Raw genomic sequence first — 23,977 nt, 5'->3', positions numbered from 1 at the left:
TTATCGCCATTTGACTTCCAATGATTTTTCCATCCAGGGCAGCTTGACCACCGAAATGTTCCAGGATATTGAATCCAAAAGCACATCTACACCCGTCTTGGGCACCTTCAGGATATTTCTTGCGGCACCGAACTCCAGAGTTCCCTCCCTTTGCAGGAAAGTCTGCCTTATCGCGTCGACAGAAGCATTCTTCATTTTCTCCCAATTGCCCTTCAGCCCATTCAGAAGGCTAAGCGCCATCTGCATCTCCTCTTCACTCAATTCTGTCTGTTCCAAATGCTGGCTAGCTTTCATGCCGACAAACAGCTTGTTGAGCACCATCTCATATTCTGGGAAATCCACATGTCCAAAGACCAAGTATTGCAAAAGGTAGACTGCCTTTCCCTGTGACTCCGGCGGAATTATACCCCCCGAGCTCAACTTTAACCTCGAGAAAAGAGCCGAAATAAATGGCCAGCAAAGAATCAATCCCGCGTTGGAGACTTTTACCTGATCCCCAGTAGCAGGTTCTTCTGCCTCTTTTGTTTGCCGAGTTGGAAAAAAACGCCCGAGCTCCTCCCTGTCCTGTGTCGAGAGGACGTCTTGGAAACCTTTGTTTTTCAAAAGCCGGTGAAACACGGATCTCCAATTTACCGCCGCATGAGTTCGGTACAGATGCCGGAGAAATTGGCTCAAAAAAGAAGCTGAAAAGCTGTTTGCTCGATCGACATAAAAGTCAAATCCAAAACTCAACAACCAAAGCTTCCATTTGCCCGGAGTCAGATTTCCAAAAAACATAAACCTGCTCCATTGCATAAGCTCTTCCATCTGCCGAAAGATTCTGTTGTCTCCACCGAGCCAAGTATCGAGGATTTCGATTTCCTTGGAGCTATTGATTTGGCTCTTGATCCATACTTCCAAATCCTCCCTAAGAGGTGTCCGAAGGTCGCTTTGACTGTTCAATCCTGAAAGTAAGTCCACCTCGGACTCCAAAATCGACCTGTGGGAGGCGTTTTCGAGTTTGGCAAGCGTACGCTGAATTTCTTCTATCGCAGAAGAAAATTGCTTCCTGTACGCACTCCCCGAAAGGCGGGCCTGCAAACGTCGCAACTGGGCTTTACTAAAATTGTCCAGTAATCGGGATATACCACCGTTTGAAAAAACCGAAATCATCAACAGCGCATCGCCCTTGACTGAATTTTCGATTGCAAAAACCATCGTGGCAATCAACCTTTCCCCTGATTTGATCGGGCTCCACCAAGGCAGAAATCCCTCTTTTTTCCAATACTGGATTGCTGAGGAAAGGCGCTCGCCAAACGATAAATGGCTCGAGTGGTAATGTTTTTTGTAGAATTGCCGCAGCAGTTTTTTGGAAGTAAAATCTAGATGCTTCGAACGAACAATCTTGCTCCAATCCAATTTTTCCGGCCCGAATGCTGTCTTGTTGTCTTTGAGCAATGGCAAAAAAGCCTTCCAGAAAATCGTCGGATTGAGTTTGTCGCCCGGCCGGTTCGAAAGTCGAATTTGGTACACGCTTAGCAAGACCAGCCTTCTCCAAAGCCTGCTTGATGATTTCCGGGAAAACGAACGCGAGGGAATCTCCAGCAAGTACAAAATCTGGTCAGAAAGCAAAGTATAATTTGGAAGCAGCCTTCCGATTACTTCCCTTGCGCGGGCATTGTCATTTGATGGAGCCTCGACGAGCAAACGGATCTCCTCCCAATTGACGAGGGCGCTTTTTCCCATGACAAATACTGGAGCCTTCCGATCATCGGATTTCGAAATTTCACCACTCAACCGCTCTAAATCAGCAAGACCGCTTCGACCAAAAAAATGGACGAGTGCCTCCCATTCTGCCCTATCCAGATTCATTCTTAAACTGGAAGCAATCAGACGGAGGCGATCTTCGTTCTCCTTTAGGAACCATACGAGCGTTGCTGGCTTGATCTTCGAAAACATCAGAATCCTGCGAACGGCACTTTGAAGGTCAGCCTTCCCCGATGCACCCAAGGGCTTTAGCAAACTGATTCTCTGTAACTTTCGGAGATCTTGGCCAATAATAGCAGAGACTTTTCCATCCAATTCCGCACCATTAAACCGCCCAGTCTGCAGACGTGCCAGGAAGGAGCTCCGGTGTAGCCTCCATACCAGTTTATCCAGAATCGAAGCGGATTTTCCACTAGTTTTCAAAAACAAATTCCAGACTTCCTTTTGCTTCAAATGGGCCGTGAGAGCTCGGTATTTGGGTTGCAGCAAATCGATTCCCTGGATAGAAGCGTTTTTGGCACTAGCCAGTCTCTGCAAAAGCCTTATATCCGCGGCTTGGAAGCCCAGCGAGATGAGCGCTGTTTTTTCCAAATTGAGGTTCTTTTGAAGTTCGGATACTGTCTGTTGACCGAAAACCAGTGATCCTCCCATATCGCTCAAAACATTCAAAATCAACTCGATTGGATAGAAATAAGATGAGATTGTAGACACTTTCCCATCCTTTCCTTGGAAGTAGATTTCCTTCAGAAATACCTCCCAAACCATGCGGTCAATGCGCTGCGAAAGTTTGGGTGGGATTAGCTCAGACGCAATCAGATTTTCACTGAATCGAAGCCAACGAAGTATCTCAGAACCTGCAAAGCGCTTCATGTAACCATAAATCTCCTCGCGGTTCACCCCGGTCATCAGGCTCGCCAAGCGGTGCTTTAAAGCGGAGAAATCCTCAAAAGACGCATTTTTTAGAAGATTCAAAAGAGAGGCGTCTTGGGATTTGATCATCTCAGTGACAATCGTCTGAAGATCGGACTGGCTCAAGGCACCGACGGAAAGTCTCAAAGTCCCGGAACGCAAGTAGTTCACGAGTATCTGCCTGGACGCCAGCGCAAAATCAAAAGTAGTATCGGTCTTTGGCGTTAGTCCTCCCAGAGTCAATTCCGGACCATTACCTGATTCCCGCTCATCCGCCCTTCCCTCGTCCGCCGACACTTGACTCCTAGCGGTAAGAACCAGCAAAGGGGAGCCGGAAATACCAGCCCTCAAACCAAGTTCCAAAAGCTCCTGACAAATGACCATGTCAGCCCCAAAGCTTTTCATCCCATGCACGACAAGAAAGAAATACCAACTGTCTAAGTCCGTCAGCTCATATTTTCCCTGCATCGATCGTCCTTGTGCGAGATCAAAAATGCCGCGTACCGTGGCAATTTGCTCGACAGCCTCACCATGGGATTTTCCAGAAGACCAGGCTAGATAGGAATAAATCGTATCCAGCCACTGTCTGTGCTCATCGCCGCCCATCAGTCTTATCAGTCGGGTCAGCCCAGATTTGTTGAGCGATCTCCAAAACCCTGAAAACTTTCGGGAGAGTATGGTGAATAACATCCCTGTACTGGCGATTTCGTCCAGCCAAGACTGAATCGATTCCGCCTCTCCCCCGTTGTTCAGCCATGTGATGAGGCTTTCGGATGTGGGAGCAAAGACATCGTCCGCCTCCTGCATAGAAACATCGTTTTTCCTTCCGACCCAGATAACCGCCTCTCTAAATTCTCTAAACAGTTGGTTTTCGACCGCATCCTGGGCAAGTATCTCCGTGATTTGCCGCAAAAAAACCTTGAAGTCCAGATGGTAGTGTGCCGCGATGGACTTGAGAAATCTGTCTGAAAAGCTGAATCGGTTGAATTTGGTACTCTGGTTTTGGCTAATGAACGTGAGAATAAACAGGTTTAGGGCCTTTTCAAGATTTTCGGAAGATGCGGACAAGCCACGGTCTGTCTGATGGATCTCGACGTAAGTGTTGCGGTACCCAATTATCCAATCGGCATCCTCGGGCACAAGCAGTTTAATAATCCGATCAAAATAGCCCGCTTCAAGATATGCAAGGCGTTTTCTGGCCGACTCGCTCCTGACGGAGACGTCCCTGATCATTTTTGCCAGCGAAACGCTGGGAGATAAAAGTAAAAAGTCCAGCAGCGCATGCAGGTCTAATTTGGAATCGGCCCAAGCGGGAAAATATCCCCTCAGCAAAAAAACCTTCAAAGCCAATAGACTAAAATTTATCCTTTCTGAATTGGCGGCACTTTCCAAGCCATCGTTTTCGCCCAGAATTTTTGCTTTTATCGCCTTTTTCAGTGCTTCAATCAATAAGGGTCTAATCCTTTCTCCCAGCTCTTCGGACAGATCCGCTTCAGATAGCATCCCAAGGTCGATCTCCATCCGCTCCAATTCCAGGTTGATCTCGCCAAAAGCGACTTGATCAAAGGACTTCCCCAGTTCAGGGAAAATCGAATGCTCCATAAGCTGCTCTAGCTTCGTGTTGCAACGGGATGCTTGCTCTCTGCCAGCATACCTAAAGGAAAACATCAAATCTTCCAGAATATGTCCACGTGTTCTATCCATTTTCTACTCCTTTCAGATTGAGCAGTTTTTCGTAGAGGCTATAGGCACTTTCGGCTAGCTGTTTCCGAGGAGCTTGGGATTTGAAATGCTCCCACCAAGTCTTGTAGCAGCTTTCAAATGAGCCAAACTCAATCAGACTAAGCCAATATACTTGCACCTCCATGTGGGCGGGAACCCGGTCTCGTACCTCATTGGTCAGAAAATACCGGAAGTGGCTCTCCTGAAACCTGGACGGCCAATCCGGCAACACCAAAGATGCCTTCAAGTCAAAGAAGTCCTCTCTGACCTCTTTACCGTTTTCAAGCTTCCGGAGAAATACAACCGAGCGCTGGCGAAAAACTCCCTCTTGGTGGAGCGTGCCCCGATACCGTAACCCCTCAATTTCATGCAGAGACAACAGGCCCGAGACTTCATCATCGCCAGACATCATTTTCGAAAGACTGCCCATGGACTCGATGACTGCTGTGTAGTCCGAATCCGAATAGTCAAGATAAGTCGCCAGCAATTCTCCTTCCTTTCCATAAAGTCCAAGACCGTCGCCAGACATTCTGAATGCCTCTTGCTCTGTAGCGGCCTGATAAAACTTGGCCAAAAGCGCTCTCCGCTCGGACTCCGCGGACTTCCATTCTGATTTGAACGTGGGTCGACCCCACTCATCCAGCACCACAAATCCATAATCACCTCCATCGAGCATCGAGCGCATTAGGATATGGTCCACCAGGTACATCCCTTCGGCAGTGGCATTCAGCGCTCTGAAGTATTGGATATTGTTTGCGATGGCTTGGATTGCGTCGCTTTCGCTGTTGCCCTCCCAAATACCTACCCAATTGGATTCGGATTTTTGAAAAAGCACCTCTACGGTCCCCACGCGGGAAGGCTCTCGGGAGATCCAATAGGAATCGGCTTCCAAGGTCCGGGAAAAAAGGTTTTTGATGCCGACTTTTCCAAAAGAATAGGCTGACTTGGTCGGGTTGGGGATTTGGGGAAAATTCCTTTCCTGCTTCGATAATTGCCTGAATTTTTCCAACAAATCCAGATAGGAACTTTGGGACTTGAGAAATCCCCCAGTGGACGCACTCTCTTTTTCCGTCACGTTTTTGGGCAAAAACCTAGGAAGGAGCGATTCAGGCTGATCTCCGATTCCGGTGACCAGTCGCAGGATTTTCTCCAGCGTCGAAAAATCGCCCTGCTGGTCTGGGGATTGGAATTGAGCCCGATGCTTTCCATAGTTCAGCTCGCCTACCTGTCTTAGAAAGCGTGACTTTTGAAGCAGAAGAGCAGCGTACATTTCCTCCTCGTTCCCCAAAAGATTCAACTTCAGGGAAAGCTGGAAAGGCAAATCCTGAATGGACTCACCAAACCTGGCCAGCAGGTGGTCCAAAACCCTGTTTTTCCTTTTGAGCCAAGAGATTCTGGATTCACCCGTTTGCGGGTTGATACCCGCACCATTAAAACCAGAGACCAGCTTGGAGGGGATTTCCAAATTAACATCTCCAGCTTTCAAATCAGGATTTTGGGAAAAATACGTCCCTTGATAGCCTATATCTTGATCAAAAAAGTCTGGAAGATGTGCGAGCTGAGCCAAAAAATTTGCCAGCTGCTTTTCCATAAGCAAAAGATACCCCTTCAATTGCTTGACTTTTGCATGCCTTTCCTCCGGCTCATGAGAAGAAATCTCCCCCGGCTTCAGTCCATAGATCCCCGGAAAATGTTCCCTGATCGAGGTATACGCTCCCGGATTTCGATATCGTCCGTTGAATTCTCCACTCCACACGTCGTCCCTAAAGAGATCCTCTTGATAGACGCGGTAGTGTCTTGACCAGTAGTCCAGCAGCAGATCTGCCACCCTAGCTTTGTCTAGCCGTTGCAGGTTTCCGTTGACATAGATTTTCAGCGTGGAAAAGATGCTTTGCGGATCCTTTGGATCGGTATTAATGGCCGCATAGGCGTGTTCCCCCAAGGCAAGTGACTTGGCCCTCCCCTCTCGGTCTATTGCCACGTCCCAGCACTTTTTGACTCCGGGAATCTTTGAGATCAGAAGAATAAATTTCTCGGTATAGAGGGTTTTGCTCCGCTCCTTGAGTTCCTTGTCCTGTATAAAGCCGCCCGCAAGCCGGGGACCGACAAAGATGTCCTCCAGTCGAATCCCAGTTTTTTGGAGCTCTTCCAAATTGGTGTAGGCAACGGGGTGATAGAGATGGACCTCGAGTGCAAAGAGTATCTCGGCCAATATCTGATCCGGATCTTCTTCATCGGAGATCTCCACGTTTGCCTGCATGAAGATGAAATGGGGAGCCAGGAGTTTGGGCGGGTCAAAATCCTCCCCTAGGTTTCTATTTTCCTTCAGAAACCGATGAAGTCTCCCTAAGAAAACTTTCGACAAATCGGGTTTGCCCTTCAGTTCCTTTTGAAATGCCAATGCCGGCAAGACCTCCACTTGATACACGCCATTCACTCCGGACTCCTTTGCAGGAGCATGGACCAACTCCAACCAGCAGTTTTGGATCTCCGGAAAGGAATCGATGAGAAGCTTCCGGAAATCGGAAACGGTGAACGGGTGGGAACTGAATACCAAAGCCGGTGAATAGAAGGAATTTTTTCTCCAATTGATCCTGCCGTCCGCCTCTTCCACCAAAAGATCTTCGATCGGAAAGGCAGCCTTATATCCGAGTTCGGTGAGTCCATAGCAAAACTGCTCCAGGATAGTCACTCCAGGATCGTGGGCGTTGTAATCCGTCCAAATATCCCCGCTATACCCCTGGACATAGGCCAGCCCTCTTTCCATCAAGACATTAAAATCTTGGGAGGAGCTTAGCTGTTTGTCTTTTTTGATTGATCCTGCCTTTTGCATGTGTCTCAGAATTCAGCCAAAAAATCATCGTCCCACAATTTCCCGATCTGAAAAGTGATCTTGGAGTCTCCGCCATAATTGCTTCCCGTTCGGATTTGCAGGCGATAATTGAAGGTATCCCCTACCCATCGGCAGTTTATCTTGTTCCACCAAAAGCCGAAATGAGCACAGGTCTTGGTGATTTTGGGCTTAGAATTTCCGAAAGTGCTAAGGGCAGTGGCGTGCAAGAGGGAATATTTCCCCTTTTGCTTTCGGCCTGCATGGGCGACAATTTCGAAACCCTGGCATCCCGTGAGATTGGTAAGCACGTCATGCCAGTTGCCGTCGGCTGGCACCTGACCCTTCTGGTAAACACCAACCCTGCCGTGTGAAGCTATCAGACCCGCTACCTCCAGCTTCTGGGACGGTCTGTCTGTTCCGATCCCTACATTCCCCCCTTTCTGGAAAAAAATGGTGGGATACTCCTTTCCTTTCTCCCTCAGGATGATCCCCTTGGTTTCCCCTTGGCCATTGACCAAAACCCAACTCGATTTTTTGTCTTTTAGCGAATCGTAAAAACTTAGCAGGATTTCCTCGTCCCCCGAGGGAAAGACCATCAGCCCGTCTTCTTCGTTTTTGTTGATCCCGTCGTCCACCTTGTTGAACATCGAATCGATCAGGATCGCAAAGTGGATTTCGGTAGGAAGCATCCCACTTCTGAAGTACTTTTTAAGCTGCTCCCTGTCGTTTATGATGATGCTATTTCCGGTTATTTCTGCCATGGATGGGTTAGACCAGTGGTTATTTTTTGGATTGTTTGATGATGAAATCTGTATCAATCGACAGATCGCCTATGCTTGCGATTTCGGGATCCAGGAGCCTGCTGTCTTGGATGACCTCAAGTTGGTGGCTCTCCGCAGAGGTAAGTATGGCATAGGGACTGATCGTGCGTAGTTGTTCGATCCTGTACTTGGTATCCGCCGTATCGATTATCTTGTAGCTGCCCTGGACTTCGACGATCTGGAGGACAGATAGACCGGTGATGAAGTCCACGTATGGCCTAGACTCAATGAAACTCTGAATTTCCGCCTTAAACACAGAATTGATGAATCCTTTTTCCTCCTGAAAATCCCCGGGATTGGGCGACAGAAACTCAATCAGCTCACGCTCAAGCAGGTTTCTGTAATAGCCTGACTGCTGGGTTTTATGGAACTTGACCGCGGCGCGGATTTTCAATTTCTCAAAGACTGGGTTGCATACCTCAAGTCTCGTAAATGGCGAAACAAAAGCATGGAGGTATTGCTTAATTTCCTGAAGCAACTCAAACGGTGCCCGAAAACCCTCTTTCCCAAATTCGGATTCCAATGGGGAATGAGGGATTACCACGACCTGTACATTGCTGTTTTTGACCAAATGAAGAGGAAAGTCGCTCCGGCCATAGACCATCACCCTACCGATTTGAGGGAAGGTCTCCAACACAATCCGCTCCAAGTCCCAAGTGCTGATCCCCCGATTTCGGTGTCTCATCATTTCGCTGATCCTGCTTCTATCCTGTGCCGGAGTTTTTTTGAAGGTTGGAACCTTGATATGGTATGGGCCTGCGACCGAGTTGATGGCAGGGTTCCCGTTAGAAACCACCGTCAACTCGTCACGTAGCTCGTGAGGGCTGAGCATTGTCGATTCATCCGGCACCTGTGTGGCCCATGTTGCATTCGTGAAAATTGCAATTAGGCGACTATTGATATCTGAGTATCCCGAGTTGGAGATTCTCAGCCAAAATTTTCCAGAGTCGAGGCGTGTGCTGTTGAAATCCATTCTCGATGGAAGCTTGATCTTCACGATTCCTGATTGTAGCATTCCATGCGTCGAATCCTCCAGCATCAGATTTCCCAAGGGCACCCAGGTGTTTCTCTCCAGATATTCCCAGGCAACTCTTGGCGGATGGGTCACGGTATGGATGAAAAATGCCGGATGCAGCTTGAATCCAAGGTTCAAAAACTGGTTTTCGGATACGTCGGTCAGTCCGATGAGCAGGTTTCCCTTTCTGTTTAGCTGCGGCACCAAATAGGACAATGCCTTGCCTGAGGCTGGAAAAACCTGACTGAAGCCGAAAGGAAACAAGTGGAAGATTTTGATGCTGCCGCTGTTTTCGCTTCCTTTTCTGCCCAAGTTTTCCTTGGCATAATTGCTGTATGAAAATTCAACTCTCTCGACTTGGGGCGTATACGCTGGCTTGGGCAATTCCCTGGGTCTTTTGGGAAATCTGCTGTTGTGAAAAGAAGTCTCTGCGTACAGCTGCGCATATTTATCATGGCCAAAGGCAAACGGGCTTGGATCGGATAGTTTAAGTTCAAAATACACCGGGTTGTCCCGTCCGCGGACTTTCGGAGAGGGCTCACCCAGTATAGTCCGATCGACCAAGTCCAGGTTTAAGTCTATGACTTTGCTTTTCAGCAGGTATTCTCCATCGGATTTTTCCTTAGTTCCAAAAAGCAATACTTTCTGCTCCGGCAGCCGCGTCACATCACTTTGCTCCACAAGGAAGGAATCGATGGATACTGTCGCGCGGAAGCTCCGATTGTTTATTTCTTCCGGATAAGACTTATAATGACCTGTGAACCCCGTACGCTCATCCGGAAATCCAAGCCAAGTCAACTTCACCGATAACCTCAAGAGATATTTGTTGAAGATCAAAGGATCAAAAACCCTCAAATAGGAATCTTTGCTTGGCAGCGCCCCAAACGGAAGAAAGGGATTCGAACAGTCCAACTTCCCAATTTGGTTGCTGCACTCGAACCCCATGCTTACGCCTTTTGAAAGTGTAAGAATTTCCACCTCCACCACTTCCAGCTCCTGAATCGGACGATAGGGAGGATAGTGGGCGGCGTTGTTTAGCAGCAATCGAATACAAGGCCAATCCGTCCCGGCAATTCCCCCGTGCAGCTGTTGGTCATAAGCCACGGGAAAATCTTCCATCCCATCGAGCTCCAGCTTGAACTCAAGCCGAGACTCAGCTTCAAGAAAATTAACCTGGACAAACTCAAGTGCCTTCCATCCGGTCGCGGTGGTCAGTGCGACCGTAAAAGCCTCGTTTAAAAAACTATAGATAAAGCTCCTCAGTGCATGGTCGGAGCGTTGCTGTCCAGACCCCATCGCCACTTCCTTTTCGCGTAGAAGTTTCGCCAGCATGTCTTTGAAGGCGCTGCAGGATTGGCGAGTGAGCTCAAAAGTCAGCTGAAAATAGTGTTTTCCCATCTCCACAAACAAGACAGGGGAACTCACAACAAGTCCGATGAGCGTGGCCCCCATGGTTCTTTGGTTAAGGCCCTTCTGACTCTGATCCTCCCCCATCACCACCGGAAAATCCGATGAAGTATCGCCGCTAAACACGATCTCATTCTTCCCCTGCCCCTGATACAAAACGGTGCTGTAGACCCCGTTTAGCGCAAACTTTTCATTTTTTAGCCCTGAGGAAAACGGAAAGTAGTTGCTCTTATAAAGCGTCCTTATGTCAACAACTCTCGCCGGGCTCAGCTCGGTATCAAGCTGGGTACGCATGGAGATCACCTTTTTGGAGGGAAAGAGAAGGCTGAAGGTCGAGTTTTTTGGCAGAAGGTCCGCTCCGGATTTTGGGATAAGCCCAATCAAAACCTGAAGCATAGTGGGAGACTTAGGTACCTGCTGAAGAATTCTTTGGTAGTAAAAATCCAAATGTCTACGGGTCAACGAGTTCATGTCCGCTTGAACTTCCTTAAACAGTCTCAAGGCAGCGAGCAAGAGGCCAATGTGGGGTTGGTGGCCTCCGGAATTATCTTCGATCATCTCATTGAAGCGCCTGCCTGCTAACTCCACGACAAAAACCAGATTTTTGTACACCGCCTTGAAGCTCTCATTGAAATTGACCTCTTGGGTTTCTCTTTTTTCGGAAATTAGCATTCCAGAAAATTCGAACGCATTGAACCGTTTTTGGTAGTGGAATACCCCCTGAACCATCGGCTCAAGAAACTTCTTACTGTTCATGATCTCCTTCATCAGCGGACCGGAATAGTTGCAGTCCCTAAAAAGACTTTCCCAATGCAGGAGATGCTTGACCATGGAAAGCAAATTGGCCGCCATCGCCTCCTGGTGCTCTTTCCTTGACCTTGTCCTATTCTCTGCCTTGACCGCTAGGTCGTCCTGTCGCAGCTTATAGGAATCGAAAGACGCCGCTGCGACCAGCCCCGTGATGAATACCGGATCGTCCAGCAAAAATGGTCTCCAGGTACCAAGGGGCTTGTTTTGAAAATTATAGTAAGAAACCGCGTCGGAATAGTCCAATGTAAACTGGACCAAATCCAACAGTGTCCGTTCATCAGGTACGATGGAGGTGGGTTCCAGTGAGGGAAGTAGTCTACCAGATTGGTTAATTCCGTTTTTCATAAGGGATCAGCACTTGGCTGTCAGTCAGAGGTTTGTTCCTTCCTTGAAATAGAATGGATAAACCATGTTGCTTCTTGAATTGGTGATAATTACCGTGTACTCGATATGGATATGCAAAATGCCCTCGAGCAATTTCTCCTTGCCGAAAAAGATATCATGGACCTTGATCCTCGGCTCGTAGTAGAGCAATGCATCACTGATCGCGTCCCGCAACAGCGTGAGGTATGTTGGGTCATTGGTCTCAAACACATAGCTGAGAATGTCACAGCCAAACTTGGGATCCATCACGCGCTCAGTAGGAATTGTGCCGAGTATGATCCGAATGCTTTGTTGAATGTCCTTTTCAGCCGAGACCATCTCCACCCACTTTGAGTCGATCTCAAATGCCGGGGGAAATGCCCAGCCCATTCCCAAAAATGCGTTGGAGGAGTCTGCCATGTCAGCCACCGATCATTACTGTTGGACATCCTAGGACTATCGAGCCGCCATGGGCGGTAGAGTCGCCCATTCTCGCGGCAGGTTTTCCACCAATCATTACAGTGGCCGAACCTTTGATGATCGAGTCGGGCGGTCCTACGCAAACGCAGGAATCCCCCAACACCGCAGCGGGCATCCCACCGATCAGCACGGTCGGGGCTCCAGGCCCTATTATAGGACCTCCTACGTGGGGAATGGGTGGTGTCCCCGGCGTCTGCATGGGACAGGTGTGCATATCTGTCAATCTTGCTGCCATTGGCATAATTCCATCAATTTATCATGACTATCGCGCCCTTCAGGGCGGTCTGGCCAGAGGCTGAAAATTCGGCTGAGGCATTTCCCGCAGCCTTCATTGAGACTTGTGCTTCCAGCGAAACGTTCAGTCCTTTTCCTGTAAGATCTCCCCCCGAAGCCTCCATGGTAATCCCTGAAACAGCTTTGAGGTTAATATTTCCCTTGGCATCGAGTACGATGTCTTTGGGACTGGACAAGCTTATCCCGTCTTTGTTTAGGACAGCCGAGTTGGAGTTGCTGTCGTTAAGGGTAATCTGCCCCTCTTTATCATCCAAGACTACGGTATTGCCTCCTGGAGTTTGTATTGTCAGAATTTTGTCTTTTTCGTTAAACACTAAGGCAATTCCGGTTTTGGAATGGATGGCTTTGGTCGAATTCTCCGCGTCCGGCTCAAACATTGGTTTTACCGTGGAGCTGTAAAGGCTGCCGATAATCACCGGAAATCTCGGGTCTCCGTTGATAAAGGTCACCAAGACCTCGTCTCCCACTTCCGGGAAAAAGAAAAAGCCGGCTTGGTTTGAGGCATAGTTCGCAGCTAGCCTCGCCCAGATCGTGTTGGAATTGGAGGAGTTTTGAAATGCACCCAACTCGATCAAAACGCGGTACTCCGCATCTGGATCTTCATTGATCTGTTTGACTTTCCCCAAGTGGGTTCCCCTGATTCCGGGCAATAGTCCAAGTCCATCCTGCTCCTGAACATCGGGAAGTGAAGAATGCCAGCGGGATTGCATCCCCACAAAGACCTGTGTCGTCCAACTCCCGTCCCGGCAATCTTGTACAACTTTTGAAACGAACGCATTGCCATCGAATCGGTCCCCAAAGTTCCTCAGCTCCACCAAATTCCCAGGACGTAGACTGACTGATCCAGGAATCGTGATCACCCCGCGTATTTTGGACAGCGCGGATTTGCTGATCCAACTCTTTGAAAAAGATGTCAACTCCTCTGAGGACAGTGGCGCTGAGGAAAACTTGTTTAGAGTCGGAATCGAAAGCTTGGACGCGATATTCTGAGCAGTCAGATTTCCCTGAGAAATCGGGTCAGCCATGCTTGCGCTGACCACAGCACTCGCCTGCCCTTTGAAATCCCAAGAGGTGAAGCTGAACTCAGGATAGGCATTTTCTCCGTTGAGCTCTAGGTCAACTTCGATGGCTGTCAATGCGGCATCTACAGCAAATGCCGGAGAAGCGGAAAAGTCATATTCCTTGACACTAACCTCATTTTGGTCTGTCAAAACGTAGAAATTGTTCGCTTCCGCACGGATCATCAGGTAATCCCAATCCGAAGAATTGAACTGAAAAAGAGGATAGGAAAACTGCGTAGCAGAATCCACCGTGGCAGTCAGGCCCGCTCCGGATATCAGTGTACTGAAGAGGTCATCGTCCTTGGACTCCTGAAGAATGGTGTTCGCTCGGGACTTGGTAAGCTTGAAAGACTTATCTCTGCAAGTGACCAACAAACAGGAGGTAGTATCCCGCACGATCATGCGCTGTCCAACAATAACCCCTTTAAAGGCAAGAGCCCTATCGTCTCCGTAGCCCAAACTGATTTCAATCTCATTTCCAGGAACGAAATTGGAGGAAGAGCTATTCGAAAACGGTTCATTTTCCAATCCAAACGCCCCGCCGTCGGAGACCTTTAGCGTTGCCGAAGCTATCCTATTTACTTCCAAAACCACCCCGATGGAAATCACCTCAATCTCCGCGGAGAGTACGGTACCATCAACAGTGATCTCAAAGGAGACGGGAAGATCATTTTCTTTTATCAACTCAGCCATGCTGAACCTATACTAATGGTGGAAAAACAAGCTGATCTCCCGGCGAAATCGCGCGGATATTGTTCAGGGAATTGAAGTCAGCCACTTGGATATGGTATTTGCTATCGCCGTAGATTTTAAAACACATCGCCGGCAAGGTATCACCGGCCTTCACGATACGGATGTGCGTGAGATCAGAGGAATTTCTCCGTTCTTCAAGCGCCTTCTTTTTTACAGATACCGACCCGATAAATACCGCCTTAATCTCCGCCCGAAGGGGTGTTCCATCCAAGTCCATCATGGAGTATAGAATGTCCCATTCCTTGAGCCTTCCTTCAAAAAGGGACTGCGTGCCCCAAAGGATTTTTACGTAGTTCGGCTCGTGAATATCCCCGTTGTAGGTATAGATCAGGTTTTTTACCACGTTGATCTGTTGATCCACGGGCTGGGTGGTCATGACTCCTGTGCTGTCAAAAAAGAAGTCCATGTTGAAGGTTTTGGTCCCGACACTGCGGAACTTCACAGTCTCGGCAGAGACTCCCAAGGGAGATGAATTGGTCGAATATTTCAACTCGGACTTGTCCCTGTATTTGTCGGGATTTACCAAAACATCATATTCCCCAACCTTGTCCGTGAAATCGGGCTTTTTGTAAGCCACCAACTTCATTTTGGTTAAGTTTCCAGAATCCATAGTCACCTTGCAACGCTGTTTTCGATCATTTCAGAGATCCTTTCTTGGCACTCCTTCACGATTTCCCTTTTGGCCGATTCCACGAGCTGCCTTATCGCCTCATAGTCCATTTTTTCGCCGCGATTGGATCGCTCAGAATCCTCCACCACTTCACCCCTGATTATCAACTGCTTAATAAGCAACGTCATCTTAGCTGTCTTTTTTAAAGTGCTTGTACTTAAGTGTAAGCGTTTCTATTGCCAGTTCATTTTTGGTGCTGCCCAATGCCGACAATTCCCACGAAAGCGGGATTGCCCTGAAAACAGTCCAAGAAGCAAGAGGCGCGGCATCGGGCCCCAGCAGCATCACCTGCAAATCCAGAGGCTGGAACTTGAAATTCTCCAGTGCATTGCGGCACCAGGTATCCAGGCTGGAGTTTTGGAGCAGGCATCGCTTGAGCACGAGGTCGGCGTATTTAGGAGGGGAAGGGAGATAATGCATGTAATTGTTATCTCCCCCCTCCATTTTTTCGGTGACCTTTACCGTGACTTTCAAGCCGGAAACTTCCTGAAAGCTGCTGTCCATCTCCGGAAAACCGTTGAATGTGACTCTGAAATAGAAAGCGGTTGGTGGAGTATATCCGTCCTGAAAGAAACTGGTATCCCCCATTCCACTTAACCGTTGGCGATCGTCAGTCCTTCGTGTGAAATTTCGATGGATTCTACCGCCACTTCATTTGCGTCTGACTTCAGGTCAGTGGAGCTGATCTTGGAAGGCCAGGCGTTGTTGAGCGTCCAAGTCATGGTGGGTGAGCCTGATTCATCCAGAAGCTTGATGACGACATTCTGGCGCTCTATGGTGTTCATTTTGATCTTGTTGTACCAATCCCAGAATGCATTGTCATTGACAAAAACACCCTTCTTCATGGTCACATGGCTATTTTTGATTATTCCCGGCATGTTGATCGTCGAAAAAACCGGGCTGTTTCCATGGCGGTATTCTATTGGCTGCGCCTCAATTTCCAGACCGCTCACTTCTTGAAAAGGAATGTTGGTAGTGCTTCCCCAGTCAACAGAAAAGTAAAACTTGGGTAACGGCCAGTTGCTGTCTTGTGCTTCTCCTGCCATAATTTCTAAAATTTTTAGTTGCTAGATATAAGATGTAAGTATTGAAAGAATTAAGATTTCTGCATTTGCTGCTCGAAGGTGACCACTATAAATTCGGCAGGTCTCACGATTGCCAACTTCACGGTAATCAGCATTTTGCCTTCAAGGATATCCAAGGCGGTCATGGTGGAGCCCAAGCCAATTTGAACGTCGAATGCGTCCTCGGGTGACGAACCGGCTAGCGCGCCCTGCTTCCATTTTTCCACGAGGAAATTGGTGATCAAGCTTTTGACTGTCACCCAGGTATTGGCATCGTTGGGTTCAAAAACGTAAGCTCTCAAGGCCAACTTTATAGACTGCTCAAGCATGATCATCGTGCGTCTCACATTGATGTATCTCCAGTCGAGGCTATTGCCATCGAGTGTCCTTCCACCCCAAACCAGCGTGCCAACACCGGGGAATGTCCGGATTGCGTTGATGGACTTACCGGAAAGTGCATTCACGTTGAGGTCCTCTTGCTGATCGTGCGTGATATTGACAGCTGGCTTGACTACGGAGTTCAGACCAACGTTTGCCGGAGCTTTCCAAACTCCTCTGCTGTTGTCCACCATCGTATAAATGCCCGCCATAGCCGGGGCTGCTGGAAGCAAATTCATCACCACGCGAATTTCATCCAAGAGGGCAGAATAGGTCGGGCTAGTAGCCAATAGTCCGAGATGGTGGTTGCTTTCTTTGTTTTTGATATATCCGGGCAAAAGAGCGTCCAAGTCTTCGTCGGTAAGCTCCGGCCGATCTGCCTTCAGCATAGCCTTAAATTCATCCGCAGTTTTCGGAAATGCCTTTACAAGTGTAACTGCCCTTTGCTCGGGAAGGATTTCCTCCAGCACTACTGACTCATCAAAGTTTTTGAACGTGATTTCACCCTTCTGTACCACGTTGGTGTCGAGCCAAGGATAGTAGGCAGCCGCATAGCTTAGGTACTCCGTCCCAATTTTCTCACGGAAGACTTTGATATTGTCCTCTTCCCCGTCTTCTCGGCTGTTGTATCCGTCAAACACATCCAAAATCGCCACGCGATTTTGCATTTTGGCACAATGAGCGAGCACCTGCTTGTATACTTCGTAAGCCTCCAAGCCCAAAGCCACAGCATCGGGAATGACAACCATGGTAGGCTCCAGTTCTTTTACCAGCTTTAGCAGGCCACCCTCTACAGGTTTGTCGTTTGCGTCCTTGCCTGTGCCTAGAAGATCGTCTTTTTTGATCTCTATTGAATCTTTGCCAGCGTAGGTGCCGACAGAGACGATATAGCAGGTTCCTCCCCCATTGGTAAAGAACAAGCGGATGCTGTTGAACAGGTAGACGAGATTGTTCTCCTTGTATTGAATGGATTTTTCCTTCCCTCCTACGACGACGAGATTTTTGTCTCCATTTTGGGCATCAGCCAATGTAAATCGGGGATTGAAGGCCCCGCCAAAAAGCTCCATGTAATCTGCAAAGGAGGTAATCCTCGTCGGTTTGTTGATCAGGGATTTCCCATTCTTGGAAGCTCGCTCCGTATACCCGATAAAAGCGGGGATCGCAGTAGCGACTTCAACAACGGAACCCGGGAATGCATTTTTTTCTTCAATGTAGACTCCGGGGGTCATGAGGTTTTGTGCCATAATTATACGTTTGTTAAAGTGAGTAATTGGTTAAATAAAAATGTGGGAGAACAAAATATCGGTATTGGTGGGGAGCGGGTAAAGCTGCTCCGGGCTGGCTTGTGGGAGATGTCTATATATCACTTTTCCCGCTTGATTCTCATCTCTAGATCTTTCGATCAACTGAAACCTAGCATCGTAATCGGCATTGAAAGGTATTTCAACATCCGACTCAAAACTCCGAACCTTCCATTCCGGCTGAATTTCAAACTCGCCCTCCTTGAAGTGGATTTCTTTTTTTTGGATATCAATGACTGACAGTCTCGAAAACTTATCCAAGGTCTTGTCCGAGAGAATATATTTCCAATAAGTCCTTCGAGCCCTAAACCTGACCCGATATGAGACCGCTTCCCCTTTGAGCCGGAATCGCTCATAAAGTATATGTGGCATAAGACATATAATCCCAAAAGGCGGCCTTTCCATCGCCTGGCTTGTCTTAAAATATCCTACTCTCTTTTGTTCGTCTCCAGCATAAAAAACCAGTTCGCCACTTTCGGTGAAATACCGGGCATAGTCGCGGATCGGCATTTGATTACCCCAACTGTCGTAAAGGAAGATCTCCCCATCGTTAAGCCGGGGAAGCAGTTGGCCCAAGACTTTTTGGCTTAGAATCTCAAGGCTATCGACTGCAGTCGCAAACTCTCCCGAATGGAGCGTGGACTTCGGTGGCTCCAGGCCTTGGTCGGAGAATACAAAAACCCTAGTATTGGGTTTGTGCTCGCTGCCCAGATCGGTGAAGTTGAAAAAATAAGGATCGGCTGGAGAAAGCCGTAGCACTATAGATTCGCGTTCTTCTTTCAAAAGCTCTGGGTCGGAGCAAAAAACATTTATCCCGCCTGTGAAGGGCTTTACCAGCACCTCGAGATTGTCCATCCCTTTCTTTGAGTCGGTAGACCAAGTCACAGAAAGTCCTCCAAAAAAACCGTCCCCTCTGTATTCGTGATGAAATCCGATGCTGGCGATATGATAAAATTGCTGGCGCATGCTAGTTGACATTCTCAGAGCCAGTAGAAGTAATCGCCGGAATAATCCCCTTAACAGGCGTATCATCAAATATTACAAGACCTACTTTGTAGAAAGCGGCAGGCAGGATCTTCGATCCTATCGCCGACCAGATATGGCTGAGGTTATCATAAGACAGGGTACACAGTTCAAACGTGATCTTTTCAACTCTTTTCGACATCCCGGGAATGCTCCCAGGATTAAGAATCCGGTTTTGATGAAAAAAATTGATCGTTTGGGAAAGGTAGTTTAGCCCTTCCAGATAGTTTTTGCTCTTGAAATTGGCGCAAAATGCCAATTGCAGATGAAGGTAGAGCGGGGTTGCTTTATCCAGATAGCCCATCCCCTGCGCAGGAAGTCTCGTTGCCTTGTTTTTTAAGGCATACTCCTCATCCAATGACAACATAAAACACACCATGCGATCCTCCAACTCCACGGGTGAAGTGCCGGAGTTCTCCAAAAGGTTTGAAACAACAACCTTGTTTTCAGAGAATCCATATTGATTCTTAAAATATTGATTCAATAAGTCTCTGATGTGAATCAGCAGAACATCGATCATGGGTTGATGAAATAGAGTTTGGTAAAAAAAATGGCTGCATATAACAAGCTGTTTTTAAACTAGAAAAATTTGAAAGGATAAACAAGTATATTCAACCACAGGCAATTAGCCCTATCCAAAAGAAAAAATTCGAATATCTAGCACCTCGTCAGCTCATGTACCCAATTATGTTTTTCGCACTATCGATTATCCTGTTAGCAGGATTTTTGATTTTAAAAAAATATTATAGCAAGAAGGATTTTTTTTTATTGAACTCCATAGAACAACTAACTATGGAAAAAAAAGTGCTTGCCAACGAGCTAAAAGAAAAGAATGAAGTGCTCAATCTGCGGGAAAAAGAACTTGCCGAATCGCATAAGTCGATTTTGGATCTCACGGAAAAAATTGAGCGATCCGAAAAGGAAAACGAAGCTCTCCGGAACCTCATGGACGCCCTTCAGAAAAAGCAGGACTCAAAGAACGAAGACATCGTGGTTGAGTACTTTATCAAAGATTGAACACTCCCTTTTAGTCAGCGGACGATGCTCTTTCCCTCCTTTACCCGTTCCAAACGAATGGCTTGCTGAATGTCTTCTTGTCTGATTTTCCCATCCCCTCTTTCCATCGTTTTCAAAAGACAAAAATGTAGCACATTCACGATTGCCGCCGCGGTCAACTCGTGCTTCTCAGCCAATAAACTTAGATTGACCCCAGCTTCATATTCAAACTCACCCAGCGGTGCAGATTCCCATATTCTCAATCTTTGGAAATAGTCAGGAAGATCAAAATCCACTACCAGCTGGAATCTTCTGAAAAAAGCCTCGTCGATGTTGTTTTTGTAATTGGAGCAAAGGATCACCAACCCATCAAAATCCTCTATCCGTTGCAGGAGATAAGAAACCTCCTGGTTGGCGTAGCGGTCATGAGAATCGGATGTCTGGGTTCTCTTCCCAAAAAGCGCATCTGCCTCGTCAAAGAACAGAATCCAGTTTTTGTTCTCAGCCAAATCGAAAACCTTGGAAAGATTTTTCTCGGTTTCTCCGATATACTTTGAAACGATCATGGACAAGTCAATCCTGTACACGTCTAGCTGGCAGGCCTTTCCAAGCAAAGTAGCCGTAAGAGTCTTGCCAGTTCCCGGAGGTCCAGTGAACAGCGCCCTGAAACCCGGCTTGATCCTTCTCCCAAACTTGAAGTCCTTTTTCAGCCTATGCCCATGGATGAGCCAGTTTTGAATCTCCCTGACTCCCTGCAAAACCTCCTCTCCTATCACCAGATCAGACCATTCTTGGTCTGTTGAAATCCTTTTGGCCGGAAAATCCATATCGAAATCTGGTTTGAAGACCTCCCCGGTAGTAAGGATACTCAAGTACTCTTTCGAAATTTTCAAAATCCCGCTAAGAAAGGGCTCATCTTTGGAAGTGCTCTCCAGAGAGAGAATCTTTTCCCTAGCGAAAAAGTGGTTTGGTTCAAACAAGCGCAAGAGACGAAATCGCTTCTCCAGATTGGAGCCCGCCAAAAGAAAAACAGCAGTCTCCCCAGTAGGAAGAAAACCCCGATGCTTCTCTCCCTTTATCCCGCCAAATTCGGTGAATGGCGTATCATACGTTTGGTTTTTGATATGCAAGACATCCAGCAGATGGGGCTTGATGTGGGGTAAAAGCGAAAGTACCAAAACCAATCGCTCTTCAATCCCCAAAGCGTTCCGCTTGACCAGACGAGCATAGGGTGAATCCGAATCCGCAAAGTCCGGCAACCGAAATTGCTCAATCTGGGACTCCTCGGCACTTTGCTCAAAAGTGATCTTACCTCTCAAAATGAGAAGTTCCTGGAACCAAGCCAACTCCGACTCCAGACATTCGGAATTGGAAAGACCACTAGGTATTTTGTTATCGCCCATTTAAAAATCCTTGTTTCGATTATTAAAAACATGCAACCTGTACAAGCTCAAAAAGAACGCAAATCCTTTTTCAAAATCCTATCAAATACGGCAAATGCACGAGGTATGCGGGCATTTTTTTCCCAAGTAAACGCCTCCCCCGCAAAATTGACGGGAGGCCTCAAACAAATTTTTCAAATAGGGCGTGAAAAAAATCTCTTTTTTTTTCCACCCTCTAACCAAGTATAGAAAACTTCATTTACTTTGCATCACAAAGTACTTTTGAAAATGAAAAAACCGGAGCAAGAATTAGCCGAAATCAAATCCATGATGGAACGGAGCACACGTTTCCTTTCCCTGAGCGGTCTGTCTGGAGTACTGGCAGGCATCTACGCGCTGATCGGTGCGGGAATCGCGTGGTATTGGATCTACTTCCCCAGTTCCTCTTTTGCGGAGGGAAAGCCCCCAATCGAGGAATCCGTGCAAATAAAAGATTTGCTGATCCTCAGCCTAGTGGTAATGGTATTCGCGCTTGGATCGGGCTACCTTCTGAGTAGAAAAAAAAGCAGGAAAAACTTCCATAAGTTTTGGTCACCGGCGAGCAGAAGGTTTTTGCTTGCCCTTTTCATACCAGTACTTTCAGGCGGGGCTTTTTCATTTGCGCTCCTCCACCAATCCCATTTTGAAATGATAGCACCCGCCACCCTTGCTTTTTATGGCTTGGGACTGATCAGTGCTTCCCATTTTACGCTTGGAGAGATCAAAAACCTTGGCATAGGGCAGCTGGCACTTGGCTTGGTCGCCGCTTTCTTTCCCCAGTATGGGCTGATCTGCTGGGCGCTGGGATTTGGCGTCCTACATGTGATCTATGGCTCGATGATGTATTATAAATACGACCGCTAAAGTGAAGGGAAACTACGACAAGGCATTTGAGAACGTGGTCAGACTGCGCATCATGTCCATCCTGATGGTCAATGAGCAGTACGACTTCAATTCCTTCAAAGAGATCCTCGAGGTAACGGACGGCAATCTTGCCTCGCATCTTCGGCACCTCGAAAACGCCCAATATATCAGCATAGAAAAGTCTTTCGTCGGGAGAAAGCCCATGACCAACTATTCTGCGACGATTGAGGGAAAAAATGCCTTCCAGGCTCATCTTGAGTTTCTCGAAAATTTGATCAACGAAAACAAAAGCTAAAAAAATTTATCCACTCACTTTGAAAATCAAAGTACTTTTAAGATAACCATGGAAATCCAGTCTAATTCCTCTATTATCGATCGAACCCAGCACTTGGTAAGTAAATCGATCAGCATCAAGCTGTTGGTCATAGGATTTATCGTCGCTATTTTACTCATCCCCCAATCGATGACCCTCAACCTAATCCAAGAGCGACAGAGCCGCATGGAAGAGGCAGAAGAAGACGTCAGCAGCAAATGGTCTCGATCCCAGACTTTGGCTGGGCCTTTTCTCGGTGTGCCTTTCTACCAAATCAAGCAGACCGAAACCGCCGGTCAAACCAAAACGACAAAGGAACTCAGAACTGCCTATTTCTTTCCGGAAGATCTGGCCATTTTGGGCAAACTGGAAGCCCAGAGTCTTCACCGGGGAATATTTGACGTGGTGGTCTACTCCGGAGACTTGGAGCTCAATGCCAAATTCCAGCCTCTCCCTTTGGGAAAACTCAGCCTCCAGCCAGATCAGATGCTCTGGGATCAGGCTGCTCTCTACCTAGGGCTCTCAGATCTTCGGGGCATTGGCGAAAATCCCCAAATCAAGATCGATGGTACCACGTTCGCAGCAGAGCCTTTTTCCGATGAAAAAACGCTGCTAAAAGGTCTTCAAATCCCTTTGCAACTCGACTCTGCCAACTTGGGATTTGACTTCTCCGGAAAGCTGAAAGTGAAGGGAAGCAGGGAATTTCAAGTGGCACCGGTGGGGAAAACCACCCAAATGCAGCTTAGTGGAAACTGGCCAAGCCCGAGTTTCCAAGGCGAGTTTTTGCCCGAGTTCAGAGAGCTGACGGAGGAAAGCTTCTCGAGCCATTGGAAGGTACTCCATTTCAACCGGCCTTTTGGTCAAGAGTTTATCGGAAAGATTCCAGTGGTCGAAAACAGCGCTTTTGGGCTCTCGCTAAAGCTTCCTGCCGACCAATACCAGCAAAGCGTCAGGACGTCCAAATACGCAGTACTGATCATCATCCTAAGTTTCCTTTCGCTTTTTCTGATGGAAGTATTCACCAAAAAACGCATTCATCCCCTACAATATACCCTAGTCGGGTTTTCTCTGGTGCTGTATTACACCCTGCTTATCGCTCTTTCAGAGCAGTTGGGCTTCCAGCTAGCCTACTTCCTGGCGAGTACCGCGACCGTAGGTCTTTTGGCAGGCTATGCAAAAAGCCTCTTTGGAAACCTCAAGACGACGGCCTTGTTCGCCGGAATCTTGATCGTGTTCTACTCCTTCATCTTCGTGATCGTCAAGCAGCAGGAATACGCCCTCCTCATCGGCAGCATAGGGCTGTTCGTCGCATTGGCTACCACGATGTTTATCTCCAGAAAAATCGACTGGTACAAAGACTAACCAACACCTAACCTCAAAATCCCCAAAACCATGAACAAACTAAACGACTTCCTACCAGGCCAGCCCGTCAAGAGCCTCTCCCTGCCCGCGCTCCTCGGGGCATTCCCCCCATTCGCGTTATTGCTGTTTGTCATTCTCACCAAAGAAGACGTCTTCGAATCCTGGATGCTAGCACCCCTCACCATCATTCCCTTGGGCGGCGCTTTTGGAGGTGTGTTCTTCTATCTAATGGGCTTTGTTTGGTTTCCTTCCGGAAAAAACAAACTCTTTGCGGTCATCATCAGCACTATACTGTATTTCGTAGCGCTGTGGATTAGCTCGGTACTGGCCTTTTCCATCACGGGTCATTGGGATTGATCCTTATCTACAAA

General features: G+C 47.7%; 20 protein-coding genes. 5 read left to right on the top strand and 15 right to left on the bottom strand.

All coding sequences use genetic code 11. The annotated features are described in order from the left end of the window. The 14 genes from J0A67_RS03170 to J0A67_RS03105 are packed head-to-tail and all read right to left on the bottom strand — an operon-like array spanning nucleotide 1 to nucleotide 19,170. Nucleotides 1-4,359 carry a contractile injection system tape measure protein gene (locus J0A67_RS03170; protein WP_206567815.1) on the bottom strand — a complete coding sequence of 1,453 codons (4,359 nt, stop codon included), beginning with the start codon at nucleotides 4,357-4,359 and terminating at the stop codon, nucleotides 1-3. Continuing rightward, the gene (locus J0A67_RS03165) at nucleotides 4,352-7,210 is read right to left on the bottom strand and encodes a hypothetical protein (RefSeq protein ID WP_206567814.1); all 2,859 of its coding nucleotides are present in this window, start codon (nucleotides 7,208-7,210) and stop codon (nucleotides 4,352-4,354) included. Before J0A67_RS03165 ends, J0A67_RS03170 begins: the two co-directional genes overlap by 8 nt. Nucleotides 7,211-7,215: 5 nt before the next feature. Continuing rightward, nucleotides 7,216-7,971 (bottom strand): adhesin, encoded by a 756-nt coding sequence (locus tag J0A67_RS03160; RefSeq protein WP_206567813.1) that lies wholly within the window; start codon nucleotides 7,969-7,971, stop codon nucleotides 7,216-7,218. A 19-nt stretch (nucleotides 7,972-7,990) separates the two neighbouring features. Next, nucleotides 7,991-11,608: a baseplate J/gp47 family protein gene (locus tag J0A67_RS03155; protein ID WP_206567812.1), complete on the bottom strand. Its 3,618-nt coding sequence runs from the start codon at nucleotides 11,606-11,608 to the stop codon at nucleotides 7,991-7,993. A 24-nt stretch (nucleotides 11,609-11,632) separates the two neighbouring features. Beyond that, nucleotides 11,633-12,046 (bottom strand): GPW/gp25 family protein, encoded by a 414-nt coding sequence (locus tag J0A67_RS03150; RefSeq protein ID WP_206567811.1) that lies wholly within the window; start codon nucleotides 12,044-12,046, stop codon nucleotides 11,633-11,635. A gap of 1 nt (nucleotide 12,047) precedes the next feature. Next, nucleotides 12,048-12,347: a PAAR domain-containing protein gene (locus tag J0A67_RS03145; RefSeq protein WP_206567810.1), complete on the bottom strand. Its 300-nt coding sequence runs from the start codon at nucleotides 12,345-12,347 to the stop codon at nucleotides 12,048-12,050. A gap of 7 nt (nucleotides 12,348-12,354) precedes the next feature. Continuing rightward, complete coding sequence (locus tag J0A67_RS03140; RefSeq protein ID WP_206567809.1) at nucleotides 12,355-14,154, bottom strand: phage baseplate assembly protein V; 1,800 nt, start codon at nucleotides 14,152-14,154, stop codon at nucleotides 12,355-12,357. A 7-nt stretch (nucleotides 14,155-14,161) separates the two neighbouring features. Further along, nucleotides 14,162-14,800 carry a CIS tube protein gene (locus tag J0A67_RS03135; protein WP_206567808.1) on the bottom strand — a complete coding sequence of 213 codons (639 nt, stop codon included), beginning with the start codon at nucleotides 14,798-14,800 and terminating at the stop codon, nucleotides 14,162-14,164. Between the two features lie 26 nt (nucleotides 14,801-14,826). Next, a complete protein-coding gene (locus J0A67_RS03130; RefSeq protein ID WP_206567807.1) occupies nucleotides 14,827-15,012 on the bottom strand; it encodes a DUF5908 family protein in 186 nt (61 codons plus the stop codon). Nucleotide 15,013: 1 nt separating this feature from the next. Continuing rightward, nucleotides 15,014-15,472, bottom strand: coding sequence for a phage tail protein (locus tag J0A67_RS03125; protein WP_206567806.1), 459 nt, complete (start codon nucleotides 15,470-15,472; stop codon nucleotides 15,014-15,016). Between the two features lie 5 nt (nucleotides 15,473-15,477). Further along, nucleotides 15,478-15,930, bottom strand: a complete 453-nt coding sequence (locus tag J0A67_RS03120) for a phage tail protein (protein ID WP_206567805.1) — start codon at nucleotides 15,928-15,930, stop codon at nucleotides 15,478-15,480. Nucleotides 15,931-15,980: 50 nt separating this feature from the next. Continuing rightward, nucleotides 15,981-17,570 (bottom strand): phage tail sheath family protein, encoded by a 1,590-nt coding sequence (locus J0A67_RS03115; protein WP_206567804.1) that lies wholly within the window; start codon nucleotides 17,568-17,570, stop codon nucleotides 15,981-15,983. 30 nt (nucleotides 17,571-17,600) lie between these two features. After that, nucleotides 17,601-18,593, bottom strand: coding sequence for a hypothetical protein (locus tag J0A67_RS03110; protein WP_206567803.1), 993 nt, complete (start codon nucleotides 18,591-18,593; stop codon nucleotides 17,601-17,603). Between the two features lies 1 nt (nucleotide 18,594). After that, nucleotides 18,595-19,170, bottom strand: a complete 576-nt coding sequence (locus tag J0A67_RS03105) for a Pvc16 family protein (protein ID WP_206567802.1) — start codon at nucleotides 19,168-19,170, stop codon at nucleotides 18,595-18,597. 272 nt (nucleotides 19,171-19,442) lie between these two features. On the opposite strand from J0A67_RS03105, the gene J0A67_RS03100 reads away from it, so the two are divergent. Continuing rightward, nucleotides 19,443-19,667: a hypothetical protein gene (locus tag J0A67_RS03100; protein WP_206567801.1), complete on the top strand. Its 225-nt coding sequence runs from the start codon at nucleotides 19,443-19,445 to the stop codon at nucleotides 19,665-19,667. Nucleotides 19,668-19,681: 14 nt separating this feature from the next. Here the strand turns inward: J0A67_RS03100 and J0A67_RS03095 are convergent, their stop codons facing one another. Then, on the bottom strand, nucleotides 19,682-21,049 hold the full coding sequence (locus J0A67_RS03095) for an ATP-binding protein (RefSeq protein ID WP_206567800.1): 1,368 nt from the start codon (nucleotides 21,047-21,049) through the stop codon (nucleotides 19,682-19,684). 267 nt (nucleotides 21,050-21,316) lie between these two features. Between J0A67_RS03095 and J0A67_RS03090 the strand changes: the two genes are divergently transcribed. From J0A67_RS03090 to J0A67_RS03075, 4 genes are read left to right on the top strand one after another with little or no spacing between them, the layout of a single operon-like run. Beyond that, the gene (locus J0A67_RS03090; protein ID WP_206567799.1) at nucleotides 21,317-21,931 is read left to right on the top strand and encodes a hypothetical protein; all 615 of its coding nucleotides are present in this window, start codon (nucleotides 21,317-21,319) and stop codon (nucleotides 21,929-21,931) included. Nucleotide 21,932: 1 nt separating this feature from the next. Further along, nucleotides 21,933-22,226: a winged helix-turn-helix domain-containing protein gene (locus tag J0A67_RS03085; RefSeq protein WP_317195038.1), complete on the top strand. Its 294-nt coding sequence runs from the start codon at nucleotides 21,933-21,935 to the stop codon at nucleotides 22,224-22,226. Nucleotides 22,227-22,274: 48 nt separating this feature from the next. Beyond that, on the top strand, nucleotides 22,275-23,606 hold the full coding sequence (gene creD, locus J0A67_RS03080) for a cell envelope integrity protein CreD (protein WP_206567798.1): 1,332 nt from the start codon (nucleotides 22,275-22,277) through the stop codon (nucleotides 23,604-23,606). Nucleotides 23,607-23,636: 30 nt separating this feature from the next. Further along, nucleotides 23,637-23,963, top strand: coding sequence for a hypothetical protein (locus tag J0A67_RS03075; protein WP_206567797.1), 327 nt, complete (start codon nucleotides 23,637-23,639; stop codon nucleotides 23,961-23,963). Nucleotides 23,964-23,977: the final 14 nt, after the last annotated feature.

Origin of the sequence: Algoriphagus aestuariicola, assembly GCF_017254835.1 — a bacterium.
Classification (GTDB): Bacteria; Bacteroidota; Bacteroidia; order Cytophagales; family Cyclobacteriaceae; genus Algoriphagus; species Algoriphagus aestuariicola.
This window is presented reverse-complemented; position numbering and strand designations above follow the sequence as displayed.